The 18,367-nt window shown below is 61.3% G+C and carries 17 protein-coding genes; 11 read left to right on the forward strand and 6 right to left on the reverse strand.

Features of this window, described 5'->3' with window-relative positions:
- The first annotated feature begins 95 nt into the window (after nucleotides 1–95).
- A complete protein-coding gene (gene fabV / locus ACZ445_RS08100) occupies nucleotides 96–1,289 on the forward strand; it encodes an enoyl-ACP reductase FabV (RefSeq protein WP_464705022.1) in 1,194 nt (397 codons plus the stop codon).
- Between the two features lie 156 nt (nucleotides 1,290–1,445).
- On the forward strand, nucleotides 1,446–2,069 hold the full coding sequence (locus ACZ445_RS08105; protein WP_058424527.1) for an HAD family hydrolase: 624 nt from the start codon (nucleotides 1,446–1,448) through the stop codon (nucleotides 2,067–2,069).
- Here the strand turns inward: ACZ445_RS08105 and ACZ445_RS08110 are convergent.
- The gene (locus tag ACZ445_RS08110) at nucleotides 2,066–2,971 is read right to left on the reverse strand and encodes a LysR family transcriptional regulator (protein WP_058424526.1); all 906 of its coding nucleotides are present in this window, start codon (nucleotides 2,969–2,971) and stop codon (nucleotides 2,066–2,068) included. The two genes, ACZ445_RS08105 and ACZ445_RS08110, sit on opposite strands and share 4 nt — an antisense overlap.
- A 102-nt stretch (nucleotides 2,972–3,073) precedes the next feature.
- On the opposite strand from ACZ445_RS08110, the gene ACZ445_RS08115 reads away from it, so the two are divergent.
- Nucleotides 3,074–4,252 (forward strand): acetylornithine/succinylornithine family transaminase, encoded by a 1,179-nt coding sequence (locus tag ACZ445_RS08115; protein WP_464705023.1) that lies wholly within the window; start codon nucleotides 3,074–3,076, stop codon nucleotides 4,250–4,252.
- On the opposite strand, the gene punR is transcribed toward ACZ445_RS08115, so the two are convergent.
- The gene (gene punR / locus ACZ445_RS08120) at nucleotides 4,224–5,147 is read right to left on the reverse strand and encodes a DNA-binding transcriptional activator PunR (protein WP_179040625.1); all 924 of its coding nucleotides are present in this window, start codon (nucleotides 5,145–5,147) and stop codon (nucleotides 4,224–4,226) included. The genes ACZ445_RS08115 and punR overlap by 29 nt on opposite strands.
- A gap of 122 nt (nucleotides 5,148–5,269) precedes the next feature.
- On the opposite strand from punR, the gene punC reads away from it, so the two are divergent.
- The gene (punC, locus tag ACZ445_RS08125) at nucleotides 5,270–6,454 is read left to right on the forward strand and encodes a purine nucleoside transporter PunC (RefSeq protein WP_058424523.1); all 1,185 of its coding nucleotides are present in this window, start codon (nucleotides 5,270–5,272) and stop codon (nucleotides 6,452–6,454) included.
- Between the two features lie 129 nt (nucleotides 6,455–6,583).
- Here the strand turns inward: punC and ACZ445_RS08130 are convergent, their stop codons facing one another.
- Complete coding sequence (locus ACZ445_RS08130; RefSeq protein ID WP_058424522.1) at nucleotides 6,584–7,417, reverse strand: nucleoside-binding protein; 834 nt, start codon at nucleotides 7,415–7,417, stop codon at nucleotides 6,584–6,586.
- 158 nt (nucleotides 7,418–7,575) lie between these two features.
- Between ACZ445_RS08130 and ACZ445_RS08135 the strand changes: the two genes are divergently transcribed.
- Nucleotides 7,576–9,078, forward strand: coding sequence for a nucleobase:cation symporter-2 family protein (locus tag ACZ445_RS08135; protein ID WP_179029627.1), 1,503 nt, complete (start codon nucleotides 7,576–7,578; stop codon nucleotides 9,076–9,078).
- 115 nt (nucleotides 9,079–9,193) lie between these two features.
- Here ACZ445_RS08135 and ACZ445_RS08140 read toward each other — a convergent pair whose 3' ends face one another.
- Both ACZ445_RS08140 and ACZ445_RS08145 read right to left on the reverse strand, forming a co-directional pair.
- Complete coding sequence (locus ACZ445_RS08140; RefSeq protein ID WP_179029628.1) at nucleotides 9,194–10,126, reverse strand: proline iminopeptidase-family hydrolase; 933 nt, start codon at nucleotides 10,124–10,126, stop codon at nucleotides 9,194–9,196.
- 92 nt (nucleotides 10,127–10,218) lie between these two features.
- Nucleotides 10,219–10,983 carry a LuxR family transcriptional regulator gene (locus tag ACZ445_RS08145; protein WP_058424519.1) on the reverse strand — a complete coding sequence of 255 codons (765 nt, stop codon included), beginning with the start codon at nucleotides 10,981–10,983 and terminating at the stop codon, nucleotides 10,219–10,221.
- Nucleotides 10,984–11,167: 184 nt separating this feature from the next.
- Between ACZ445_RS08145 and ACZ445_RS08150 the strand changes: the two genes are divergently transcribed.
- From ACZ445_RS08150 to ACZ445_RS08175, 6 genes are read left to right on the forward strand one after another with little or no spacing between them, the layout of a single operon-like run.
- Entirely contained in the window at nucleotides 11,168–12,055 is an 888-nt protein-coding gene (locus ACZ445_RS08150; protein WP_310862754.1) for a proline iminopeptidase-family hydrolase, read from the forward strand.
- A 3-nt stretch (nucleotides 12,056–12,058) separates the two neighbouring features.
- Complete coding sequence (locus ACZ445_RS08155) at nucleotides 12,059–13,006, forward strand: ABC transporter permease (protein WP_464705027.1); 948 nt, start codon at nucleotides 12,059–12,061, stop codon at nucleotides 13,004–13,006.
- Entirely contained in the window at nucleotides 13,003–13,860 is an 858-nt protein-coding gene (locus ACZ445_RS08160) for an ABC transporter permease (RefSeq protein ID WP_464705028.1), read from the forward strand. Before ACZ445_RS08155 ends, ACZ445_RS08160 begins: the two co-directional genes overlap by 4 nt.
- Complete coding sequence (locus tag ACZ445_RS08165) at nucleotides 13,857–14,813, forward strand: ABC transporter ATP-binding protein (RefSeq protein WP_464705029.1); 957 nt, start codon at nucleotides 13,857–13,859, stop codon at nucleotides 14,811–14,813. Before ACZ445_RS08160 ends, ACZ445_RS08165 begins: the two co-directional genes overlap by 4 nt.
- Entirely contained in the window at nucleotides 14,810–15,781 is a 972-nt protein-coding gene (locus ACZ445_RS08170; RefSeq protein ID WP_464705030.1) for an ABC transporter ATP-binding protein, read from the forward strand. The genes ACZ445_RS08165 and ACZ445_RS08170 overlap by 4 nt, the downstream gene beginning before the upstream one ends.
- Nucleotides 15,782–15,816: 35 nt before the next feature.
- Entirely contained in the window at nucleotides 15,817–17,331 is a 1,515-nt protein-coding gene (locus ACZ445_RS08175; protein ID WP_464708197.1) for an ABC transporter substrate-binding protein, read from the forward strand.
- Between the two features lie 130 nt (nucleotides 17,332–17,461).
- Here ACZ445_RS08175 and ACZ445_RS08180 read toward each other — a convergent pair whose 3' ends face one another.
- The gene (locus tag ACZ445_RS08180) at nucleotides 17,462–18,202 is read right to left on the reverse strand and encodes a YciK family oxidoreductase (protein ID WP_310862757.1); all 741 of its coding nucleotides are present in this window, start codon (nucleotides 18,200–18,202) and stop codon (nucleotides 17,462–17,464) included.
- Between the last annotated feature and the right edge of the window lie 165 nt (nucleotides 18,203–18,367).

Genomic DNA, 18,367 nt, shown 5'->3' on the forward strand with positions numbered 1-18,367 from the left:
CGTGACGCTTCGGTTTTTTGGACGTCATAGACCGGTACGATTTAAGTTGAATGGCCACCACTGGCCTTCGGCACCTTGGAAGAGGCAGAAATTTTATGATCATCAAACCGCGGGTTCGTGGCTTCATCTGTGTGACCGCTCACCCTGTTGGCTGTGAAGCGAACGTCAAGGAACAGATCGACTACGTGACCCAACACGGCGTCATCGAAGGCGGCCCGAAAAAGGTGCTGGTCCTCGGTGCTTCCACCGGCTACGGCCTGGCCGCGCGCATCAGTGCCGCGTTTGGTTGTGGCGCCGACACCCTGGGCGTGTTTTTTGAGAAAGACGGCGAAGAAGGCAAGCTGAGTTCCGCCGGCTGGTACAACAGCGCCGCGTTCGAGAAGTTTGCCGTCGAAAAAGGCCTGTACGCCAAGAGCATCAACGGCGACGCGTTCTCCGACGAGATCAAGCGCCTGACCATCGACACCATCAAGAAAGACCTTGGCAAGATCGACCTGGTCGTCTACAGCCTGGCCGCGCCTCGCCGTACCGACCCGCAAGGCGTGGTGCACAACTCCACCCTCAAGCCGATCGGCAAGGCCGTGACCCTGCGCGGCATCAACACCGACAAAGGCGTGGTGGTCGACACCACCCTGGAGCCTGCGACCCAGGAAGAAATCGACGGCACCGTCAAAGTGATGGGTGGCGAAGACTGGCAGCTGTGGATCGACGCCCTGCGTGACGCCGACGTCCTGGCCGAAGGCGCCAAGACCACTGCGTTCACCTACCTTGGCGAGAAGCTGACCCAGGACATCTACTGGAACGGCTCCATCGGCGAAGCCAAGAAAGACCTCGACAAGAAAGTCCTGACCCTGCGCGACAACCTCGCCGCGCTCAAGGGCGACGCCCGTGTGTCGGTGCTCAAGGCCGTGGTCACCCAGGCCAGCTCCGCTATCCCGATCATGCCGCTGTACCTGTCGCTGCTGTTCAAAGTGATGAAAGAACAGGGCACCCACGAAGGTTGCATCGAGCAGGTCTATGGCCTGTTCAAGGACAGCCTGTACGGCAAAGAGCCGAAGCTCGACGCCGACGGCCGCCTGCGTGCCGACCTGGCCGAACTGGAACCGAAAGTCCAGGACGCCGTGGCGGCCCTGTGGAACCAGGTCACCGACGAAAACGTCAACGAGATCAGCGATTTCGCCGGCTACAAGGCGGAGTTCCTGCGTTTGTTCGGCTTTGAAATCGACGGCGTGGACTACGAGGCTGACGTGAATCCGACCGTTAAGATCAACGGCCTGATTCAGGCGTGAGTGATCCGGTTTGAAAAGACGGCCCTTCGGGGCCGTTTTTTATGGCCGGTGAAAAAGGCTGCCTTCAGAACCCCCTTACACATTTTTGAGCAGCGCCCGATCGCGCCGATATGCCAGACTCCAGCCGCTATCACATTCAGGCTAACGGAGGATCTGATGACGATTCGTGCAGTGGTTTTTGATTTCGGCGGTGTCCTGTTCGACTGGAGCCCGCAGCACCTGTACCGCAAGCTGATTGCCGACGAGCATGAGCGGCAATGGTTCCTCGATAACATCTGCACGCAGGCCTGGAACACCGAGCAGGACGCCGGTCGCTCCCTGGCCGATGGCACCCGCAGCCTGATCGAACAATACCCGCATCATGAGCGCTTGATTCAATCCTATTACGACCGTTGGCACGAGATGCTGCGAGGGCCGTTGCCGGAGGGCGTGGCGATCCTCGAAGCATTGCACCGAGCCAATATGCCGTTGTTCGGGCTTACCAACTGGTCGGCTGAGACGTTTCCCTATGCGCGGGCCAACTACCCGTTCCTGCGGTGCTTTCGCGACATCGTGGTGTCCGGCGAGTTGAAACTGATCAAGCCGGACGCCGCGATCTACCACGCCAGCCTCAGCCAGGTACGGGCCCAGTTGCCGGATATCCAGCCCTCTGAAGTGGTGTTTATCGATGACGTGGCCGGCAATATCGAAGCAGCCATCGCCCTCGGTTGGCAGGGCATTCACCATGTGTCTGCCGCGCGCACGGCCGCGCAGTTGCGTGAGTTGGGCGTGGGCTTCTAGCGCGCCCACTTTTCCATGGCGAAATCCACGAAGGCGCGTAGCTTGGGCAGGCGATAACGGTCCTGGCCGTAGAGCAGATGCATGGGGCGGCTGGGCAGTCGATAGGTGGTCAACAAGGCCACCAGTTTGCCGCTTTCCAGGTCCGGTTGTACCAGGGCATCTGCCAGCATGATGATACCCATGCCGTTGACGGCCGCCTGGCGCAAGCCTTGCGAGCTGTTGATGGTCAATGAGCCGGACACCGGCACTTCCACCTCGCCGCTATCGTCGGTCATGCGCCAGAGTTTTTCGGTGTCGCGCCAATTGTCATTGGCCGGGTAGGCGAACGCCAGGCAGTCATGCTGCCTGAGGTCCTCGGGTTTCGAAGGCGTGCCGCGTCGCGCCAGGTACGCAGGTGACGCGCAGAGGGTGAGGGTGTAGTCCTGCATTGGCCGGGCGATCAGGCTCGATGTTTCCAGTTCGCCCAGACGTATCGCCACGTCGAAGCCGCTGTCGACCAAATCCATCCGCTCGTTGCTCAGCACCACGTACAGGTTGATCAGCGGGTAGCGCCGGGAAAACTCGCTCAAGGCCGGTGTAAGGCGTTCGGTGCCGAATACGGGCGGGGCAGTGATACGCAGGGTGCCTTTGGGGATGTCACTGTTTGCGAGCTCGGCAAGCTGTTCGGAGTCAGCCACCAAGCCCAGCACTTCCAGGCAGCGCTGGTAATACTGCCCACCGAATTCCGTGAGGCTCTGTTTGCGCGTGGTGCGCTTGAGCAGGCTGACACCCAGGCGTTGCTCCAGCGCGCGCAGGTGGTTGCCGACCATGGTGGTCGACATCCCGCAGGCGTGGGCCGCCGCCGTCATGCTGCCAGCCTCGACCACTTTCACATACACCGACATCGCTTGGAACAGGTCCATTATCAAGTCCTGATTTAAAGTTATTGCAGGAATGTGCAGTTTGTCCAGCTCAGGTGGCTAACGATACTGAAGCCATCCCAACGATGCACTGGAGCCCGCACCATGACCGCCGCCTGCTTGATGACCACCTACCAACCCCTGGCCCTGAGCTTTACCCGCGGCCTGGGCACGCGCCTGTGGGACCAGCAGGGCCGCGAATACCTTGATGCGGTGGCCGGTGTGGCGGTGACCAATGTCGGCCACTCGCACCCCAGGTTAGTGACGGCCATCAGCGAACAGGCCGGGCTGTTGCTGCACACCTCCAACCTCTACAGCATCGACTGGCAACAACGGCTGGCCCAGCGCCTGGCCCAACTGTCTGGCCTGGACCGGGCGTTCTTCAACAACTCTGGCGCCGAAGCCAACGAAACCGCGCTGAAACTGGCGCGGCTGCATGGCTGGAAAAAGGGTATTGAAGAGCCGTTGGTGGTGGTGATGGAAAACGCCTTTCATGGCCGTACGCTCGGCACCATGGCTGCCAGTGATGGGCCTTCGGTACGCCTGGGTTTCCAGCGGTTGCCGGGGGACTTTCTCAAGGTGGGCTTTGGCGATCTGGCTGCGCTTGAAGCCATCACCCAGACGTTTGGTGCGCGTATCGCCGCAGTCCTGCTGGAACCGATCCAGGGTGAAAGCGGCGTACTGCCGGCACCGCCGGGCTACCTGAAAGCCCTGCGTGATCACTGCACCCGCCATGGCTGGCTGATGATGCTCGATGAAATCCAGACCGGCATTGGCCGCACCGGCGCCTGGTTTGCTTTCCAGCATGAAGGCATCGTCCCGGATGTGATGACCCTGGCCAAGGGCCTCGGCAACGGCGTACCCATCGGCGCCTGCCTGGCGCGGGCTGGTGTGGCCGAGCTGTTCACGCCGGGCAGTCACGGCAGCACCTTCGGCGGCAACCCGTTGGCTTGTCGGGTCGGCTGCACGGTGCTGGACATCATCGAAGAACAAGGCTTGCTGCAGAACGCGGCGCAACAGGGCGAGCGCTTGCTGGCGCGGTTGCGGGTGGAATTGGGTGAGCACCCGCACGTCCTGGCGATTCGGGGGCAGGGGTTGATGATCGGGATCGAGCTGGCGAGTCCTTATCGTGACCTGGCCCAGCGCGCGGCCCAGGAACACGGCCTGTTGATCAACGTGACGCGGGGTAAGATCATTCGGCTGCTGCCGCCGCTGACCCTGGATGCCAAGGAGGTCGAGATGATCGTGCGGGCCATTACCCGGTTACTGGATCAGGCCCATTGAGCCATTCCTGGTTCAGGGTTTCGGTATCGCCCAAATACTCCAGCAACCAGGCCATGGCCGGGGACAGCTTGTCCTGTGCCCACGCCACACATGACGGGCTGGCCGGAAACGGCCGGCTCAATTGCAGCGCCACCAATTCCCCGCGTTCGATCCACGGCAGCACCTGATGCGCCGGCGCCATGCCGACGCACAGGCCGTCACGCAGGCAATCGAGGGCCGATGACCAGTTCGGTACCACCAGCCGACGCTGGTTATCCAGGGTCCAGGTGTCGCGCTTGGGCAGGTTGCGGGAGGTGTCGGTCATGCACAACGAGGCGAAGGGCCGCAGTTGATCGTCACTCAGCAAGCCTTCGACGCTGGCCAGCGGGTGGCGCGCGCTGACCACACACAGCCAATTCAACAAACCCATGTCGCGAAAGGTGAAGCGGCTGGCCACCGGCACCGCGCTGGTGGCGCCGATCACAATGTCGGTGCGCTCATCCGCCAGGGCATCCCACACGCCGTTGTACACCTCGTACTCCAGCAACAGCTCGACTTCAGGAAACTGCCGATAGAAATCAATGACCAACTGCCGGCAGCGCTGGGGTTTGACGATGGAATCCACCGCCACCTTCAACTGGCCACTCCAGCCGTTGGCCACTTGCTGGCAAAGGCGTCGGGTGCCGAGCATTTTTTTCATCACGCCGCGGGCTTCGTCGATAAACAGCCGGCCGGCTGGCGTGAGCTCGACGTCCCGGTGGCGCCGCACAAACAACGGCACCGCCAGCCATTCCTCGATCTGGCGCACCGTATAGCTGATGGCCGACGGCACCCGGTGCAGTTCCTGGGCAGCGGCGCTGAAGCTGCCATGTCGCGCTACTGCATCGACAACGTCCAGCGAATATTCAGACCACATAAGGGCTGCCTTCAAATTTATTGATAGAAATGTCCAATTATTATCGCTTCACACCAAAACTGTCAGCTTCATAATGGGCGGCAGTCAGCAAATAGTTTGATGGCAGGATTAACAAGGCTTCAATGAAAAATTCTTTTGGTTTCACTTGGTATCTGGCGGGGCTGAGCATGCTCGGTTATCTCGCCATGGACATGTATTTGCCGGCGTTCGGCGCCATGGGCGAGCAATTGCAGATTGGCGCCGGTGCAGTGGGCGCCAGCTTGAGTATTTTCCTCGCCGGCTTTGCGGTCGGGCAGTTGTTGTGGGGGCCGTTGTCCGACCGCCTGGGGCGCAAGCCGATCCTGCTCGCCGGGTTGAGCCTGTTTGTGCTCGGTTGTGCGGGCATGTTCTGGGTAGAAACCGCACCGCAACTGCTGGCATTGCGTTTTATCCAGGCCATTGGCGTGTGCGCCGCCGCCGTCAGCTGGCAGGCGCTGGTGATCGACCGCTACCCAGCCGACAAGGCTCACCGCGTGTTCGCCAGCATCATGCCGCTGATGTCGTTGTCGCCGGCTTTAGCGCCGCTGTTGGGCGCGATGGTGCTGAATCACTTCGGCTGGCAGGCGATCTTCGGCGTACTGCTGGGGGTGTCGTTATTGTTGCTGTTGCCGACGTTGTTCCTGCGCACTGCGCAGGAACCTCAGGAAGCAAAGGGCGAACCTTCGCGCCTGGGTTATGGACAGTTACTGACATCTCGCGTGTTCACCGGCAATGTCATGATTTTTGCCGCGTGCTCGGCCAGTTTCTTCGCCTGGCTGACGGCGTCGCCCTTCATCCTGGGCGGCATGGGCTACAGCCCGAATGACATCGGCCTGAGCTACGTGCTCCCCACTTTGGCGTTCCTGGTCGGCGGTTACAGCTGCCGCAGCGCCTTGCAGCACTTCCAGGGCAAGACGCTGTTGCCGTGGCTGCTGCTGGCGTATTGCATCAGCATGGTGGCGTTGTACCTGGTCGCGACCTTGACCGTGCCGAGCCTTACCACCTTGCTGATTCCGTTCTGCCTGATGGCGCTGTGCAACGGTGCAAGTTACCCCATCGTCGTGGCGAATGCGCTGATGCCGTTTGCGCAAAACTCCGGCAAGGCGGCGGCGCTGCAAAATACGCTGCAATTGGGCCTGTGCTTTCTCAGCAGCTTGTTGGTGTCATCGATGATCGATGAGCCACTGCTGATTACTGTGATCGTGATGTTGGCGACCGCGCCGTTGGCCGTGTTGGGGTACTGGCTGGCGCGACCCAAGGCGGAAAATTCGGAACTGGCCAGCGCTTGAACTGACAATACGCTGAAAAATGTGGGAGGGGGCTTGCTCCCGATGGCGGAGTGTCAGTACTCGATGTGCTGGCTGACCGATTGCTATCGGGAGCAAGCCCCCTCCCACAGTTTGATTGGGTTTCTTCAGTTAGAACGTTACTTCCAGGTTCACCGTCGGCGTTGATGTGCGGCTGCCCCGGCCGCCATCCACGCCGAACTTGTTATGCCAATACTCGTAACCCACTCCCAGGTACAGGTTCGGCTTGACGCTTTTGCCCGGTCGCACCGCCACCATCAGCGCGGTGCGCATCAGGGCTTCTGGCGCGGTGTCGCGGCCGTGATAGTCCTCGCCTTTTTCCCCGACATAATTGATGAATCCCTGGAATTTAGCCGCGTGGTTGGCGATCTCGAACGGGCGCATCCACGTCAGGTTGAGCATGTAGGTGTCGTCGAACGTGTGGTTCGACTCCTGCGCGCCGGGGATGCCGGTGTGGTTCCTTTCCTTGTAGTACAGCAGGCTCAGGTCCAGCACGCCGACGGTGTTGAACTTCAAGGTCGGGCCGATCACCAGGGCGCGTTTTTTCGCTGAGGCGAAGTTGTTGTTGCGGTTGGCATCGAAACCCAACGTCAGCGCGTAATCCTTGACCAGGCCGGTGCCCAGCGGCACATCGAACACCCGCGATGCATACAACTGGTGGCGGTACACCGCATACACCTCACTCCCGCCATGGTCCGTACCCTTGCGCGGGTCGCGGCTGTCGGACAGGAACACATCGAGGTTTAGGAAATTGCTGCCATACCGGTAGCCGCTGGCGTGGGTGAAGCTGTAGATGCGCTTGCTGAATTCATCGGGGTTGTTTGGGTTGGTGAACTGCTGACCGTAGCGAAACCCTACGCTGTTGTTCATCCATTCCACCGCGACGGCCTCCCCGCCGCCGAGGAGGGTGAGTGCGACGGTTGCGCCCTGTAGTGCCTTTTTCATTGTTATGGGTCCTTTGGCGTTCTAGCTCATCACGGCCGAATTGTTTTTGTAACGCCGATGGAGGGTAACTTGTTCGATTGATTGTATACAACTCTATGGACATACAGTCCAAACATTGCATACAGTGGCCGCACAACAAAAACAGAGAACCCCTCACCATGACTATCCCGAAGGCGTCACCGCAGCGGCCAGAAGATGAGAATCTCGGCGTCGCCGCCAACATGGCTTACGGCCTGCAACATGTGCTCACCATGTACGGCGGCATCGTCGCGGTACCGTTGATCGTCGGCCAGGCGGCGGGTTTGTCGCCGGCGGATATCGGCCTGTTGATCGCCGCTTCGTTGTTTGCCGGTGGCCTGGCCACGCTGTTGCAGACTCTGGGCCTGCCGTTTTTCGGCTGCCAGTTGCCGCTGGTGCAGGGCGTGTCGTTCGCCGGTGTGGCAACCATGGTGGCGATTGTCGGCAGTGATGGCGCCGGTGGTGTACCGGCGATTCTCGGCGCGGTGATGGCCGCGTCGTTTATTGGTTTATTGATAACCCCGGTGTTTTCGCGGATCACCAAGTTTTTCCCGCCGTTGGTGACGGGCATTGTGATCACCACCATCGGCCTGACCCTGATGCCCGTTGCGGCGCGCTGGGCCATGGGCGGCAACAGCCGCGCTGCGGATTTCGGTAGCATGTCCAATATCGGCCTGGCGGCGTTGACCCTGGTACTGGTGTTGCTGCTGAGCAAGATCGGCAGCGCGACCATCTCGCGTCTGTCGATCCTGCTGGCGATGGTGATCGGCACCGTGATTGCGGTGTTCCTCGGCATGGCCGACTTCTCCGGGGTGACCCAGGGGCCGATGTTCGGTTTCCCCACACCCTTCCATTTCGGGATGCCCACCTTTCACGTGGCCGCGATCATTTCCATGTGCATCGTGGTGATGGTGACCCTGGTCGAGACCTCGGCGGATATCCTGGCGGTGGGTGAAATCATCGACACCAAGGTCGACTCCAAACGCCTGGGCAACGGCCTGCGCGCCGACATGCTGTCGAGTATGTTTGCGCCGATCTTCGGTTCGTTCACCCAAAGCGCCTTCGCCCAGAACGTCGGGCTGGTGGCGGTGACCGGGGTCAAGAGCCGCTTCGTGGTGGCGACGGGCGGGTTGTTCCTGGTGGTCCTCGGCTTGTTGCCCTTCATGGGCCGGGTCATCGCGGCGGTGCCCACTTCAGTGCTGGGCGGGGCCGGGATTGTGCTGTTCGGTACCGTGGCGGCCAGTGGTATCCGCACCTTGTCCAAGGTCGATTACCGCAACAACATGAACCTGATCATCGTGGCCACTTCCATCGGTTTTGGCATGATCCCGATTGCGGCGCCGAGCTTCTATGATCACTTCCCGAGTTGGTTCGCGACCATTTTCCACTCGGGGATCAGTTCGTCGGCAATCATGGCGATCCTGCTTAACCTGGCGTTCAACCATTTCACCGCCGGTAACTCGGACCAGCAGTCGGTATTTGTGGCGGGGACCGAGCGCAGCTTGTGCTTTCGCGATGTGTCGGAACTGCGCGATGGGGATTACTTCAAGGGCGGCAAGTTGTTTGATGCGCAGGGCAGGGAAATCCCGTTGGTGGCGGAAGTGTCGAAGAAGGCCGCAAAGCCTCAAACCACTGAGGTCTGAATGTGGGAGGGGGCTTGCCCCCGATAGCGGTGTGTCAGCAACCAATCACTTAGCTGATCCACCGTCATCGGGGGCAAGCCCCCTCCCACAATTGGAATGCATCCAGCTTGAGCATTCAGCCGGCCTTGAGCTCTTTGTATTTTGCTGAACACACCTCATCCAGAAACTTCACCACAGTCCCCATGCACGCCTGGCGTTCTTCCACATGGGGCATGTGGCTGGAGTCTTCAAACAGCGCCCAGCGCACATCGGCGATTTCATCCAGGAACGGCTTGACCACCAGCGGCGTGGCCTCGTCGTGCCGGCCTGAGATCACCAGGGTCGGTACGTTGATCGCCGACAGGCGGCCAGTGGATTTCCAGTCTTTCAAACTGCCGATCACATGGAACTCGGTCGGGCCGCTCATGGCGTGGTACACCGTCGGGTCTGCATCGACCGCGGCGAAGGTGCGCGCCACTTCCTCGGGCCACGGGATGACCCGGCACACGTGATGGTCATAGAACACCCGCGACGCGGCGAGGTATTCCGGGTCCTGATAGTTGCCGGCGGTTTCGTGCTTGAGCAGGGTTTCGTGCACGCCTTCAGGCAATAATTTGCGCAGGCGGTTGGCTTCGCTGACCCAGGTGCGCATGCACGTCGGCGAGTTGGCCGGGATGAACGCACGCAGGCCCTTGGGTTGCAGGATCGCGTGTTCACTGCCGAGCATGCCGCCCCAGGACTGACCGAGGATCGCGTAGTTATCGCTGATCTGCAGGTGGTCCAGCAGGTTGTTCAGCTCTTCGAGAAACAGGCCTACGGTCCAGAAGGATGGATCTTTGTCGGGCAGATGAGTGGAGCGGCCGTTGCCCAGTTGGTCGTAGTGGATTACGGCGTGGCCGCTGGCGGCGACATCCTTGAACGCGTCAACGTAATCGTGGGTGCATCCGGGGCCGCCGTGGATAACCACGAGGGGCGTGCGACCGCTGGAGAGGTCACCGGTGACGCGGTACCAGGTTTGGTAGGCGCCAAACGCCGCATACCCTTCGCGGATTTTTTCGATGAATTCCATTTCGTGCCCTGCTCTGAAAAAAGGATCGGGGACACGATAATGGGTGAAAGAAATTTAAGTAACTAGCAAAACAGCTAGGTTTTGCCCGGCGGTCAATCGTCGAGCAGGCGGTAATGGGTGGCGCGCACCACCGCTTGCACGCGGTTCTTGGCCCCCAGCTTGTGCATGGCCGAGGCCAGGTGCAGGGTGACCACCGCCAGGGAACGGCTCAGTTGTGTGGCAATTTCGGCCGCAGTCATGCCGTCGGCGGCCCATTTGAGGCACTCGCGTTCGCGTTTGGTCAGGTGAATGTGCGGGTAAGTGCGCAGCTCTTTGCTGAACAGCGGGTAGGCCGCTTCCTGCAAGGCATGGGAAATCAGGCCGAAGTCCGACAGGGTCTGCTGCGCATCCTGCAGCACGTTGCGAGCACTGCCGGTACGCAGCCCGGTCAGCGAGGCAAAACCACCACGGGGCAAGTGGATCGGCACACTGACACCGCAGGTCAATTGCTGGTCATGCAGGTAGGATGAAACCGGCGCGTGGCAGGGATCGATGATCTTTTGCAGCGGGGTGTCGGCCTTGACGTCGTAGGACCACACGAACGGCGACACCCGGCTCAGGGCCAGATGTTGTACCGGGTCGATCTGGTAGAACCCTTCGCTGCACCACAAGGCGTGCCAGTCCGGCGGGGTGTTGCGCAGTTGCAGCACCGAAGGGGTGATCAATGCACCATCCTGGTCGATCGGCACCGGGGTGTAGTCGTACACCAAGGCGTCGAAGCCCAGTTGCTGGGCGAGGATAAAGGTGTTGTCCATCTGCTCGTCCAGGCTCCTGCCCGGCATCAGACGGTGATTTAAGGCAGTCAGCTTGGCCAGCATCCGTTCTGCTCCCGATTTCATTTGAATCTCGACTTGCTGCAAGTAGAATGCCACGCCCCGGCGAAGGACTGCCAGGCCAAACCTATAAGAAATGCTAGGTTATGGACGCGCGGCATCCTCGGTAGTGTTGGCCTGATATACGGCCCGCTACCTGCCAGGCCGACACTACACAAGGAATGTATGCATGTGGCGTGAAATTGCCCCCGACCAGCAGTACAACGTGCACGTCGACGGCCATAACCTCGTGGTCTACAGCTTTGGCGACGGCGATGAGGTGCTGCTGTGCCTCAACGGCGGGCCGGGCCTGCCGTGTGACTACTTGCGCGACGCCCATGGCTGGCTCAAGGACCATAACCTGCGAGTGGTTGCATTCGACCAGCTTGGCACGGGCGCATCAGCCAGACCCACCGATGTCTCACTGTGGGAAATCCGCCGTTATGTCGAAGAAGTCGAAACCGTGCGTCAGGCCCTGGATCTGGGCCGTGTGCATCTGCTCGGGCATTCCTGGGGCGGCTGGCTCGGTATCGAATACGCCATCCATTACCCCGACGCACTGAAAAGCCTGATCCTCGAAAACACCGTCGGCGACATTCCGCACCTGTCCCAGGAGCTGGAGCGCCTGCGCGGCGCCCTCGGCAGTGAAACCGTGGCCATGATGCAACGCCACGAGGCCATGGGCACCCTCGATCACCCCCAGTACCAGGCGGCGATCACCCTGCTCAATTATCGCCACGTGTGCCGCCTCGACGAATGGCCCGAACCGGTCAAGCGCTCCCTCGGCGACTGGAACATGGGCCCCTACGAAACCATGCAGGGCCCCAACGAATTCCTCTACATCGGCAACCTCAAGGACTGGAACCGCATCCCCGAGATGGCCGAATTCAAGATGCCGATCCTGATCACCACCGGCCAGCACGACGAACTCACCCCGGCCTGCGCCATGCGCATGAAAATGGCGGCCCGACACGCCGAATTGCATGTGTTCCCCAACAGCAGCCACATGCCTTTCTACGAGGAGCCCCAGGCGTATTTCCCGCTGCTGCTGGACTTCCTTGCACGTCACCGAGGCTGACGGATGAACCTGGCGCGCTACCGCTTCGTACTGTCCCGGCCGCTGCAGTTGCTGCCGGTGCTGTTTGGCATCAGCCTGATCACTTTCGTGCTGGTGCGCTCGATCCCCGGCGACCCGGCGCGTGCGCTGCTGGGCTCGCGCAGCACACCGGATGCCTTGCTGAAGATCCGCGCCCAGTACGGCCTCGACCAGCCGTTGTGGCTGCAATATTTCTACTTCCTCAAGAACCTGCTCAAGGGCGACCTCGGCCAATCGCTGCTGTACAAGGTCGACGCCCTCAAGCTGATTGTCACGCGCATCGAGCCTACCCTGGTGCTGGTGCTGGGCAGCGTGGTGCTGGCGCTGCTGATCGCGGTGCCGTTGGCGACCTGGGCCGCGCGCAACAAGGGCGGCTGGGCGGATAACCTGATCCGCGTGTTCACCACGGTTGGCCTGGGCATGCCGGCGTTCTGGCTGGGCTTGATGCTGATCCTGTTGTTGAGTGTGCAATGGGGCTTGTTTCCGGTGTCCGGCTACGGCCGCACCTGGCTGGACAAGGCGCATCACATGGTGCTGCCGTGCCTGACGATTGCCCTGGCGCTGTCGGCGGTGCTGGTGCGCAACCTGCGGGCGAGCATGCTGATGGAGTTGCAGGCTGATCACGTGACCGCCGCCCGCGCCCGTGGGCTGTCGGAAGCCGCCGTGTTTCGCCGGCATGTACTGCCCAACTCCCTGGTGCCGGCGGTCAACCTGCTGGCGGTGAACATCGGCTGGCTGATCAGCGGCACGGTGGTGATCGAGAGCCTGTTCGCCATCCCCGGTATCGGCCAATTGCTGGTGCGTGGGATCTTCACTCGCGACTACATGGTGGTGCAGGGCGTGGCCATGGTGCTGGCCTGTGCGACGGTGGTGGTCAACTTCGTCGCTGACGTGGTGACGGTGGCCCTCGACCCACGGGTGAAGATGCAATGAGCAGCCGCCCGTTGATGGCCCCGTGGCGCATGCGCCTGCGCTTCGGTTTTCGCAATGGCCGGCTGACAGCGGCGTGGGGCTTGTTAATCCTGCTGGTGTGGCTGGTGCTTGCACTGTTTGCGCCGTGGATTGCGCCGTATGACCCGATTGCGCAGAACACCGATTTCAGTTTGCTCGGTCCGAGCCTTGCACATCCGTTTGGTACGGATAACTACGGCAGGGACATCCTTTCGAGGGTTATCTGGGGCGCGCGCATCGACCTGCAACTGGCGATTGTCGGGGTGATCTTCCCCTTCATGATCGGCACCTTCATCGGTGCGGTCTCGGGCTATATCGGCGGGCGTTTCGACAGTTTTTGCATGCGCGTGATCGACGTGATCCTGGCGTTTCCGTTCCTGGTGCTGATGCTGGCGATCATGGCGATCCTCGGGCCGGGCTTGAAGAGTTTCTACATCGCCATGGCGCTGGTCGGCTGGGTGTCGTATGCGCGGCTGATCCGCTCGCAGATCCTGGTGCTCAAGGAAAGCGAGTTTGCCCTGGCCGCCAAGAGCCTGGGCTTTGGCCATGGGCGCATTCTGTTCCGGCATCTGCTGCCCAATGCGATGTTCGGTTCGATTGTGTTTTCCATGTCGGACGCGGTGCTGGTGCTGCTCAATGGCGCCGCCGTGAGCTACCTGGGCCTGGGCGTGCAACCGCCGACCGCCGAGTGGGGCACCATGGTCGCCGAGGGGCAGGCCTTTATCACCACCGCGTGGTGGATCTGTACCTTTCCGGGGTTGGCCATCGTGACCCTGGCCATGGGCTTCAGCCTGCTGGCCGATGGCGTGGCGCAAGTGTTGGGGGATCGCTCATGAGCCTGCTGCAAGTGCGCGACCTCAGTGTCATCGCCAACAATGCGGGGCGCGATGTAACCCTGGTCGACCGGGTGTCGTTCGACCTGGCTGAAGGCGAAATCCTCGGCCTGGTAGGGGAGAGCGGCTCTGGCAAAACCATGGCTTGTCGCGGCCTGATGCGCCTGCTGCCATCGCCCAGCCTGCGCGTGCAAGGCGGCGCAGTGCGGCTGGCCGGCCAGGACCTGTTGGCCTTGGATGACGCCGGCATGCGTGCCGTGCGCGGCGGCCAACTGGGCATGATCTTCCAGAACCCCAGCAGCCACCTTGACCCGCTGATGCGTATCGGCGAGCAGATTGCTGAAGGCATTCGACTGCATCAAGGCGCATCGAAAAAAGACGCGCGGCTGCAGGCCATCGATGTGTTGCGCCAGGTTGGCATCCCCGATCCCCAGGCGCGGGTCGACAACTACCCCCACGAGTTTTCTGGCGGCATGCGCCAGCGCGCCATGATCGCCGTGGCCCTGGGCTGCAACCCTAAAGTGCTGATCGCCGATGAGCCGACCACGGCCCTGGATGTGACGGTGCAGGCGCAGATCCTGCGGTTGCTGCTGGACCTGCGTGACCAGCGCGGCCTGTCGATCATCATGATTACCCATGACCTCGGCGTGGTCGCGCAAACCTGTGATTCCATCGCCGTGATGTACGCCGGGCGCCTGTGTGAGCACGGCAGCAAGTACGACTTGCTGGCTCGACCCCGGCACCCTTACACCGCCGGCCTGATCGATTGCCAGCCCGCCCACAGTAGCGGCCACGCCATGCTGCGCACGATCCCCGGGCAGCCGCCGTTGCTGGACGCATTGCCCGCCGGTTGCCGCTTCAACCCGCGCTGCCCGCAGGTCGGCGCCTTGTGCACCGAGGTGCTGCCGCAAGGTTCGCGAGTGGCCTGTCATTACCCGTTGGGAGCGCAGTCATGAGCCTGTTGCAGATCAAGGACCTTGAGGTGAAGTTTGCCGCCTCCGGCACCGGCCTGTTCGGCTTGAACAAGCAGTGGGTGAGGGCGGTGAACGGTGTGTCGCTGAACCTGGCGGCGGGTGAAACCCTGGGGTTGGTGGGCGAGTCCGGCAGCGGCAAAAGCACGCTGGGCCGCGCCATCCTGCACCTCAACCCGATCAGCGCCGGCCAGGTGTTGTTTGACGGCATCGACATGGCCCATGGCAGCGCCATCGACATCACTCGTCTACGGCATGAAACCGCAATGATCTTCCAGGACCCGTACGCTGCGTTGAACCCGCGCCACACCATCGGCGAAACCATCGCCGAGGTGCTGCGCGTGCAGCGCAAAGTCGCGCCAGAGCAAGTTGCAGCCCGTGTGAATGAACTGCTCGACCTGGTCGGCCTGCGCCCCGAACTGGCCAGCCGCAAGCCCGGCTCCCTCAGTGGCGGGCAATGCCAGCGCGTCGGCATTGCCCGGGCGCTGGCGGTGGAGCCACGCCTGATCATCGCCGATGAGTGCGTGGCGGCGCTGGATGTGTCGATCCAGGGCCAGATCATCAATCTGCTGCTGGAACTGCAACAGCGCATGAACCTGGCGATCCTGTTTATCGCCCATGACCTGGCCATCGTGCGCCGCCTGTGCGACCGCGTGGCGGTGATGTACCTGGGCAAGATCGTCGAGGAGGGACCGGTGGAAGCGGTCTTTACTTCACCGCGTCACCCCTACACGGCGGCGTTGATCCAGGCGATTCCCGAGATCGATCCGCATCGGCCGTTACCTACGCAACCTTTGCCGGGTGAACCACCGAGCCCACTGAATCTGCCCACCGGCTGCGCCTTCCACCCGCGTTGCCGGCATGCCCGCGCACTGTGTTCCGTGGTGTTGCCGCCAACGCATTTCCTGCACGAGCATCGGTACAGTTGCGTGCTTGAAGAACCTTTGCTTTGACCCATCCCTGCCATTCATGAACAAGGAGTTATGACATGCAATCGCGCCACTTGAAGTTGCTCGCCGCCGCCACACTGACCGCCTGGTCGCTGACTGCCGGTTTCGCGCAGGCCGCCGGTGTACTGACCATCGGCTGCCGTGAAGACAGCACCACGTTTGACCCGATCAAAAGCGCGCAAAACCGCGACACCTGGGTCTTCGCCAACGTCTACGACACCCTGGTTCGCGTCGACAACCTGGGCACCAAGATGGAGCCGGGCCTGGCCGAAAGCTGGGATATCTCCAAGGACGGCCTGACTTACACCTTCAAACTGCGTGACGCGAAGTTCTCCGATGGCTCGGCCATTACCGCCGACGATGCGGCGTTCAGCCTGCTGCGTATCCGCGACAACAAGGCTTCGCTGTGGGCTGATCCGTTCAACTTGATCAACACGGCCAAGGCATCGGACCCGAAAACCCTGGTGGTCACGCTGAAAACTCCGGCTGTAGCCTTCCTCTCGCAACTGGCGTCGCCGACGGTGTCGATCCTGTCGGAAAAAGCCATGACCAAGATGGGCGAAGACGCCTACTCGGAAAACCCGGTGACCTCCGGCGCGTTTACCGTGGATGAGTGGCGCAAGGGCGACCGCGTGATCCTGAAGAAGAACCCGAACTTCTGGCAGGCGAAAAACGTGAGCCTGGATGGCGTGGAGTGGGTATCGGTCACCGACGACAACACGCGCATGCGCATGGTGCAGAACAACGAGCTGGACACCGCGATCTTCGTACCGTTCTCGCGGGTTGAAGAGCTGAAGAAAGACAAGAACGTGGTGATCCACGCCGACCCGTCCACTCGTGAAGATCACCTGCTGATCAACCACGCCCACGGGTTGCTGGCCAAGCAGGAAGTGCGTGAAGCGCTGGATATGGCCATCGACAAACAATCGCTGGTGAAGACCGCCACCTACGGCCAGGGCACTGTGGCCTATTCCTACATTCCAAAAGGCTCGTTGTACCACTACGCCAACAACCGGCAGCGCCCATATGACCCGACCGCTGCCAAGAAGCTGTTGGAGCGGGCCGGTGCCAAGGACTTGAAGCTAAACTACGTGGTCAATGCCGGCAACGAGGCCGACGAGCAGATTGCGGTGATCATCAAGGACCAGTTGGCCAAGGTAGGCGTGACCGCCAACCTGCAAAAGGTCGACCCGACCCAGAGCTGGCAGATGCTGGTGGACGGTGAGTACGATATTTCGGTGATGTACTGGACCAACGACATCCTCGACCCGGACCAGAAGACCACCTTCGTGCTTGGCCACGACACCAACCAGAACTACATGACCCGCTACAAGAACGACAAGGTCAAGGACCTGGTGGCTCAGGCGCGAATCGAGGCTGACCCGGTCAAGCGTGAGCAGATGTATGTGGAGTTGCAGAAACTGGCGAAACAGGATGTGAACTGGATCGACTTGTACTACAGCCCGTACATCAACATCTCACGCAAGAATGTGAGCAACTTCCTGCAGAACCCGTTGGGCCGCTTCACCCTCGAAGAAGTGATGAAAAACTAAACCACACCGCGATAAAAAATGTGGGAGGGGGCTTGCCCCCGATAGCGGTGGGACAGTCACTGTGTCTGTTGACTGATCCACTGCAATCGGGGGCAAGCCCCCTCCCACATTTGGTTTTACAATGTGCCGGTTATTGCGCGTCGAACGCCTGGCCGTTGATGCCGGCACTGTCCGGCCCCATCAGGTACAGGTACACCGGCATGATTTCTTCCGGCGCCGGCCGTTCCATCGGGTTTTCCCCCGGATACGCCTGGGCGCGCATGCTGGTACGCGTGCCACCTGGGTTGATGCTGTTTGAGCGTACCGCCGCTACATCCTCAAGCTCATCGGCCAGGGTTTGCATCAGGCCCTCAGTCGCAAACTTCGACACGCCATAGGCGCCCCAGTAAGCCCGGCCCTTGCGGCCGACGCTGCTGGAGGTGAACACCACCGACGCATCCTGGGACAATTTGAGCAGCGGCAACAAGGTGCTGGTCAGCATGAACATCGCGTTGACGTTGACGTGCATCACCCGCATGAAGTTCTCGCCGGACAACTGTTCGAGCGGCGTGCGCGGGCCGATGATCGAGGCGTTGTGCAGCAGGCCGTCGAGGTGGCCGAATTCCTTTTCGATCATCGCTGCCAGCTCATCGTATTGATGGGGCAGGGCGGTCTCCAGGTTGAAGGGGATCACCACCGGCTGGGGCTGGCCTGCGGCTTCGATCTCGTCATACACCTGGGCCAGGTTGGCTTCGGTCTTGCCCAGCAACAGTACGGTAGCGCCGTGGGCGGCATAGGTTTTCGCCGCCGCAGCGCCGATCCCGCGACCGGCGCCGGTGACCAGGATCACCCGGCCCTTGAGCAGTTCTGGACGTGCGGAGTAATCAAACATAAATAGCCTCGACAGAATTCAGCAGCTTATGAACCCCAACTCCGAAAACACTGAAGATCCCCAGTGGGAGGGGGCTTGCCCCCGATGAGGGCCTACCAGTCCTAGAGGTGCGGGCTGGCACACCGCTATCGGGGGCAAGCTCCCTCCCACATTGGATCTTCATAG

This window comes from Pseudomonas allii, from assembly GCF_055380095.1.